At 48.7% G+C, this 8,491-nt stretch carries 5 protein-coding genes; all 5 read left to right on the forward strand.

Annotation, left to right across the window (positions count from 1 at the left end; genetic code table 11):
* A partial coding sequence (locus tag PHS46_08395; protein MDD3906521.1) for a hypothetical protein occupies window positions 1-305 on the forward strand: 305 nt, incomplete at its 5' end.
* A gap of 169 nt (window positions 306-474) precedes the next feature.
* A complete protein-coding gene (locus tag PHS46_08400; protein ID MDD3906522.1) occupies window positions 475-744 on the forward strand; it encodes a hypothetical protein in 270 nt (89 codons plus the stop codon).
* Between the two features lie 283 nt (window positions 745-1,027).
* A complete protein-coding gene (locus tag PHS46_08405) occupies window positions 1,028-4,498 on the forward strand; it encodes a hypothetical protein (protein ID MDD3906523.1) in 3,471 nt (1,156 codons plus the stop codon).
* A complete protein-coding gene (locus PHS46_08410; protein MDD3906524.1) occupies window positions 4,495-4,758 on the forward strand; it encodes a hypothetical protein in 264 nt (87 codons plus the stop codon). Before PHS46_08405 ends, PHS46_08410 begins: the two co-directional genes overlap by 4 nt.
* A 9-nt stretch (window positions 4,759-4,767) precedes the next feature.
* A complete protein-coding gene (locus PHS46_08415; GenBank protein MDD3906525.1) occupies window positions 4,768-8,382 on the forward strand; it encodes a hypothetical protein in 3,615 nt (1,204 codons plus the stop codon).
* Window positions 8,383-8,491 lie beyond the last annotated feature (109 nt).

An 8,491-nucleotide genomic window follows, 5' to 3' on the forward strand; every position in this document is an offset into this window, starting at 1 on the left:
GCAACCTAGAACTATCCCGTAAGTCTGTTATGCTAGATAAGTTTATGGCAGAAATGCGCCGTTCGGAAGCGAAGGAAGTAAAGAAAGAACGCAATATAGCGAAGGTTATAGACTTCGTGGCGGCCAATTATCGCCTTTTCGAATCGAAGCGCAGTAAGCCGCAGGACGTTATACTAGACGAAAATACGATAGAATACAACCAAGAAATCCCGCACCGCCTCGCCAAGTACGTTAAGAACGAAGCGGAAAAGCGGATACGGGATAAGACCCGGCAGATAGCCGAGGAAATAGCAAAGAAGGGGTAAAAAATGAACCGAGCGAAGAATAAGCGGGTACGGATAAGCGGGCGTAAAAAACGTTGCCAAGATTGCGGCCATGCCCATAAACAACTAGGAAAGGGGAAGGCATGGCTTTGTATGGCGCGGGGTGTACCTGTCCCGGCCTTATGGTTGCCGGTAAAAGGGTGTAAAAACTATGTGTAACTGCGCGGAATGTATGGAAAAGAAGGAATCCCGGGTAATGTCTGTCCGTTTTATCGGATATTCATTCTTAGGGCTATCTACGGCGTTGTTAAGTAAATTGCCGTTAGGTTCATTTACCCCGACCGAAGGGTACTATTCGATGATGGCAATAGCCCTACTTATAGGGTCTGCGATATGCCTAGCCCTGCCTTCGGGAAAGATTTTAAAGTACCTAAACAAAGAGGTAGAACATGGGGCTAATACAAAAAATCCGGGTAATTGACGGGGCGCGGGAAGAATGGATTATAGGGGGCGTACCACTTTCTATAATCTCGGCGTTCTTACGCCCTTTCCTTATCCTAGCGATACTGTACTTCGCCTACCAAATAGGGCAAGTGGATTACATCGTAAAGGATTGTAACGCGAGGATAAGCGCCGCAAACAGGGAAACCTTAAATTGCCAACATGGATTTTCCGGGGTAATCCCAAATTTAAACTATTCAAATGGTACGGGGTATATTCCGTTCAACCCTAACCCTTAAAAAATCCAAGCCCGTATAGATAGCATGGTAAATTCTAATCCGGGGGCGCAAGGCGGTAATAGCGGGAGTGTCCCGCCTTCCCCGCCCCCGCAAACCGCCCCCGCGATTCCCCCCCAAGACCGCGCCAAATTCGCGGATTTAGCCGCCGAAGCGAAATATAACCAGTATTTCGGATTAATGAACAACCCGAACCCGAACCCTAATACCACTTCTAAATTAGTGGAAGAACTTAAACAAAAAGTATCATCCCTTAATGAGCGCGTTAGTTATTTCGGCGGCGTACTCGCCCAGATGCGCCCGACCGATACGAAGTACCAACAGGTCTATACTACCTACATGCACGAGAAGCAGGAACTAGAACAGGTACGCGCTATGCGCGACGCGCTTATAGGTCTAAGAAACCGGACGGGGGGCGAAGTCCCGAACCAGATAGAGCCGGAAAAGCCGAAATCGCCTTACGCATACGGCTACGACCCTGCAACCAAGACGCTTAAACTTCCTGATGGCAGAACAGTACAGAACGTAGAAGGCTTTACGCAGGACGCGCAAGGAAACCTAAAAAATCTTCTTATATCGTCAGGAAAAGAAACCTATACGGTGGAAGCGAAAACTGGCGTACTGCACGATATACAGACGCGGGAAAAGTATTTTAGCCTAGACGATATGGTAGAATATAACAAACTTACCGGGGAGAAAGTAACCCCTACCTATGAATATAAAATCTTCATGAACCCCGCCGCGCAACCAGTACCGGCAAGCGCGGCTAGTGCCGGTTCTTTCGTGGATACGCTTAATCAGGGCTTCGGGGCGCAAGTCCTAGTAGCGGAAAAGACCGGGGACACCTATACGGTTACAATCAATCCGAACATTACCGCGCCGGATAGCATGGCCGCGCTTATAGACCAACGCCTTAAAAGTTTCGGCTTCACGAACGTTAGCGGAAAATATACCTTCGTTGCGCCTTCCTACGCCATAACAGATACGCCAATATCGGAAGTCCCAGAGTTAGCCCCCCCTAGTATTGCGTCTGCCAATACGCACTACGTCCCAGAACTAGGGGGGGATTTACTTTTACCTGATGATAGCCTAAAAGGGTTCTATTGCACGCAGGAAGGTTGTTTTTGGTCTGGGGATTATGCCCCACATATAGACTTACCATTAACTAAGACCCAGATTTATTTTAAGACGGAAGAAGTATTGCAAGGCACTAATGCCTATGGGGTATTAATCCCTGATATAAACACCGGATTTACCTACCCAATCTACGCCCCCTTATCTGCATCAGATATTAAGGTAGCCAAATTCGTAAATGCCAAAGGCGAAGCATATACGCCGGGAAGCAATACCTACGAAAATACCTTTTTCAAGCCTACCGCATTAAGGGACTTCTACAACACCGATTACGCCGACGAATTAGTAGGGCATACGCTACGGGGAATAGAAAACCAATTAGGGATACCGAACCGCCAATTATCTAAGGTTGGCTACGTTTTCGCAAGCGTACCGGAATCTGCCATTAAATCCGGGCTATCACTAGCGACGATTTCCGGCGGCCTTTTCGTAATGTCTGATTCGCTTATAAACCATCAATCCGCAGATACCGTAGGCTATGCGGGCGCGGCAGGGGATATTTACGCGGCCATCCCTTCATTTACGAAACTACCCCTAACGGCAACGTGGGTAGTAGGGTCTTACTTAGAATCCATGCTAAACACAGAAACCATGAAACCGGCTACCGAACAGATGGCTAAACTTATGGGGGAAGGAGAACGCGGGCAAATTGCTTCTACTACGAAACTGGATACCGGCGTAATACGGCAGGAAGTTAAACTAGGCGGGGGCAGTACCTACGACCTTAACATACAACCGGGCACGCCGCAATATGCCGCTATGGAATCCCAAGCCGCAGTAGAACCGTTATATAAAGCCGGAAGCGCATTAGTCAGGTTCGAAACCCCGCTACTGCAAGTAGCCGCAAACGGCGTAACCGGCGCGGTAATCTTCGGTAGCATACAGGGCGGCATAGAATACGGGCAGAAATTCGTACAAGCATGGGGCGACCCGAACTTTAAGTACCACTTTACCCCCCAAGAAGGCCTACCGGAATCCTACAACACCTACGCAAGAACTAACCTAGAAATCCAATCTAACATACAGGGAGAACAAAACCCGATACTTAAATATGCCGCAGAGAACGTAGCCGGTCTAGACGCGATTGCACGCGGTATAGTCGTCTTCCCGGTTGCCTTCGCGGAAAATGTATATCGTTCGGAAGGGGTACAGCATATAGGATACGCGGGCAGGATGGCCGCCCAGAACCTTATAACCGACCCGGAAGCGGTTGGCCGCATAGAAACCGCGACAGTAACGGGCGCGGCATTAGGCGTAATAGGCGGGGGGTATAATCAGGCTAAACCGTTTATAGATGAAAAGGCCGTACAATACCAAAACGTCTTACGGGTAACGTCCGAAGGCGTACCCCAAGCCTTCGCAGTACCGGTAGAAATGGGATTTAGTGCCTTCGAACTTATGAAGATGGGGTACTTCGTTGCCGGTACGCCAAAGCCGATAGCCCGCGAACTGATGGGGGAATTACCCGAACGTTCGGGGGAATACCAAATGGTAGCCGCAGTACAGGAAGCGGGGCTTAATCCGTTCGGTATGGTAAAGCCGGGAATCATGGCCACCCAGAAGGCGGCAAATAACTACCTAGCCCCTACCGCCGTAGGTATGTCCTTCATACGCCCAAAAGAATATACCTACACCCCAGAACAGGCGGCGCAACGGGCGGCGTTCGCGGGGATTACGGCGGCAAACATGCGCCGGGAGTTCTCTAACACCTTCATAGAAGGGCAGTTACAACCGCAGTACGCCCGGATAATGAAGCAGAACCTTACGCGGGACTTCGCAAGGCAGAATACGGAAAAGCCCGTTATCTCACAAGCGGAAGCCGACCGGATGCTAGAACGGAAGATAGAAATACAAGAACAGGCGATAGCGCAAGGGATAGGGACGCTTAAAGCGGAAAAGGTAGCCCTGATGCAAGGAGAAAGGGAATATACGGGCATCGGGGAACGCGAGCGCGTAGGGCAAGGCCTAGCGGAACGATTAGCATTAGGGCAGACCGAACGGCTAGCCGTAGGGCAATCAGAACGCTTAAAGGTAGGCCAACGGGAAAAAGTGCCGGGGATAGTGATAGTGCGCGAACCTTCGGAAAACCCCAAGTTCAAGGGGAAACCACTAAAAGGATTCAGGCCTAAGAAGGGCGGCTTTAACATAACCGGCGAACGTTCGATATTCGCAGACCTTCTAAGCGTAGCAAAATCACAAGCGAAGTACGGGGTAGCGACACACCCGAACCCGAACGTTCGCCCGAACATATACGGATACGAAAAGGGCGGCTTCGGGCGCGTCCCGACCGTAGAACTTCTTAATCACAAAAAGAAAACCTTTAAAGGCATGAGGGGGAAAAGGATAGCGGGGTTTAAACTATGAAGGGGCAAGTAACTTTTATTAACCTGATTGCGATAATGGTTACAATCTTCGTGTATTTCGTCATGCTTCCGGTTCTTAATTCCTTCATAGACCCGGTGGTAGTGGATTTAGAATCTTCCCCAGACGCATATACTACGGCGATGGTTGCTATAATCCGGTTGCTACCCTTCCTGATTCTGCTTATGATAGTCCTAAGCGGCTTTAACATGGCTATCCCAAGAAGGGAAGGATTCGGCGGTGGGGGGGGAATGTACCCGTAGGTGGCGCGAATGAAAAACCTTATTCTCGCGCTTCTTCTTCTGGGGCTAGTTTCCAACGCGGTAAATATCGCTTCCTGCCCATACCAAATAAATTCTAGCGGTTCGTATGTTGTTACCGGAAACCTAGCAACGACAGGGAACTGTCTTACAATTAATAACGCCGTAACTGGGGTTACGATAAATCTAAATGGTAAAACCCTTTCGGGGGATTCGGGAAGTAGTGATTACGGGGTACGCTTATTTAGTGGGGCGGGTCAGGTAATCTTAGAAAACGGCACGATAACGGGCTTCGGGGTTGGGGTTCGTGCGGGAACTGGGGCGCACGACCAAGTACAAATACGCAATATAACCTTTACGTCAAACGGTATAGGCATTTACAACGCCGCAGATAATACTGCTACCGGATTCCTGATACAAAACAATACGATTACCGGCAGTTCTTCCGAAGGTATCCTTATGAAAGTAACCGCCGGTACGCCCACCGTAGGCAATAACACAATTACCCAGAATACGATAACCAACAACGCGGGCAACGGGCAGATAGTTATAGGAAATTTGTATAAGGCCAACGTAAGTTACAATAACATAACCGGGGCGAAGACCGGGACGGCGATATGGACAACTTCGACGGCAGTTAATCTTACCGGCAACACCTACTACAACATAACCCAAGTTGGGGAATCCGCTATCTACTTCCAATCCGGCAGTACGTCTAGCATATTCGATAACAACTTTTTCTACAACTGCACTATCCCGTTTAACGTAGTCCCGGCCACCCAATTTAACCGGACGGCGATAGGGTACAACTCGACGATAGGCATAGCGAACTTTACCGCATTTTCAATAACTAATGATGGTATGACGGCGGGTACGGACTTCTACGCACAGCCTACATTCTTTTCTACTAATCTAGCGGCGCTAAATACGAACGCTAGCCTTAAACTAGCCACAGATGGGGCGTGTGCCAATACGACAGTTTATACGAAGTCAGGCCTCCCTTCTAGCGCGGCAGACATTATAGCAAATGGAATCCCGGCTAATATTACCGCGTCCTGCGCTTCTGGGGTCGCGGATTTCAATGTAACGGGGTTTAGCGGATACGCGTTAGACGCGCCCCCGGCTACGGGAATAACCTTAATCGCCCCGAGTAATGGCGCGGTGCTTTCAGGTACGGGTACAAGCCTGCAATACAACCTTACGACCTACGACGCGGTAACATGCAATACGACCCTAGACGGTTCGGTAATTGATTCACAGAGTTTCGCAGTTAGCCAAATGGTAAATGTAACCGCGACCGCTAGCACAGGGTCGCACCTATGGTACGTACGGTGCTACCTAAATGCGAACCCCGCATACTACAAGACTTCGGCTACGTACTCTTTTTCCATGTCGTTTAGCACTTACGAAAATTCTATAAACCTTTCAACGACAGTAGAAAACGTCCTAGACAGCCCGCAATCGCTTTTCTATGATTCCACAGGAAACCTTAACCTTCTTTACTTTATAGACGATACCCCAACCGACGCGATACATATAGCGACGGTAGCGAACGGCGCGATAACCCAGAACTATACCCAAGCCTTTAATGCTACTAAGTCCTTCTTCGCGGCTTTCCGCAACGGTACGGACACTATAATACTGACGTTTAATACCGACAACATTACTAAGCACTACATTATCCTAAATTCTACCTCCATGACGATACAGAACGCAAGCACCACCTACAACGTAACCCCGAACGTTCAGTACGACCCGTACGCCTATGCGAACACTAAGAATATCCAAACTATAACAAATCAGACCGGAAGCCATTACCTATTCATCCTGCCGACGACTACCGATAGCCGCCTTATCCGCATGAATTACAGCCTTACTACATTCCAAGACCTTAATACCACCAATCACAACCGTAAAGTAACGTGGGGTACAATCGCCAAGAACGCGAACCTTACGACATGGTATTACGCATGGCTATCTAATGCGTCCTGCAACGCTACTAGCGACAGAATACAGATATGGAGTTATAACAGCACCACGCAAGTAGTTAATGCGACACCCGATACCACATGCTACGGGCAGGCCGATATAGAAGGGTCGCAAGTTATTTTCGAACAGTACGGAAATAATACCTATGCCCTTATCTCTAACATTACGAATCGCACCGTAATACACATGATAGAAGAAAACAAAACCTACCTTTTCAACTATACGGTTAGCGAACATTCTCCCTTAATCTTCCTAGACGAAGACACCCTTATATTTTTCAGCCGGGAAGGGACGGCCACCTATGCGTATTCCTGTTACTTCGCTAGTACCCCGGCATGTATCCGTTATAGCGCTTCGGACTACGGCGCAACCGTCCCCTTCTACTCGGGCAATATGACAACCGCCAAGCGTTCGGGGTCTTCTGACGTTAATGCGGTGGGTAAAGTAACGAATTGGGATAGGCTTAAACTTCTCTATTCAGAAAAGACCTACGACACTAAGTTTATCTGTTATGACGAGATGGACGAGTACCGCAAGGCCTTTACGGTGCAAGTCTTTACCCAGAACACTAGCCAAATCCTAAAAACCCCGCCGTCATACGGGTACGCCCTTCCTTCGGACATGATAGGAAGCGGAAGGAAGCGGGCGTATTTCAACTGCGAAAACGGGACGCTTCGCCTTTTCCTAGTAGGCCTTAACAACAACTTTACGATTAATTCCTATTCACTAGATAATACCTCGGGGGCATACTATACATTTACGATAGAAGACGCATACGGGCAACCGATACAGAATATTACCGTAACCGCCCAGAGATTTAGCAACCTAGCGCAATCCTATGTTACAATAGAACAGGGGGTAAGCGACTATACCGGGTCTGTTACCCTATTCTTAGAACTGTTCGCGCTTTATCAGGTTACGATAGACGCTAACGGCTATGTGCCTATAACCTTCGAGTTCGTCCCGTCCGGTACTTACACGGTAGAAATCGCCCTAGCGACCTCGAACGGGACAGTTATTACCCTGCCAACCTACAACCGGGTATTTAACGATGTTTCCTATTCTATCGCGCCTAATAACGGGTCGTTCTTCGAACCTTCGGAAAACCTTAGTTACCATGTTGTAAGTTCTAATGCGACCCTAGAATATTACGGGATGGAGATAACAAAGAAACACAACGGCACTACGACCACTATATACAGCGTAAATACGACGACTTCCCCTAGTGGCGGCCTGATGGAAATACAGGCGAACGATACGGGGGTATATACGGTATCTACATGGTTTAAGGCGCAGAATTACAGCGAATACCGGCCTAATCCAAGAATCTATTATCTAGGCAACGCTACCGGCCTAGCCGGGGTTAGGGAAACCTTAGAGGGCAACGCCCTAATTAGCGGGTGGTTCTACTACCTTATAGCAGTTGGGGTAACTATGCTAGCCGCCGGGTTCGTTTCCAAGTATTCGACGGAAGGCGCGGGCGCGGTAGGCCTTATAGTCCTATGGGGCTTTACAATGCTTTACCCGCATGGTATAATATTCGTTGCCGGGTCAGTAGGAATAACTATATGGATGGCTACGGTATTTACTACGCTTATGGTGGCGGCAGGATTTTACATAATGAAGCAGGGGGTTTAAAACTATGAAGGGGGTAATACGGCTATGCGACTAGGGGCGTATATCCTGCTGATGTTTTCTATAACGGTAGTCTTCTACATGATGGGTTACAACTCGGTAGCCCTAAACG

The organism is Candidatus Omnitrophota bacterium (assembly GCA_028699255.1).
Classification (GTDB): Bacteria; Omnitrophota; Gorgyraeia; order 2-01-FULL-45-10; family 2-01-FULL-45-10; genus FEN-1322.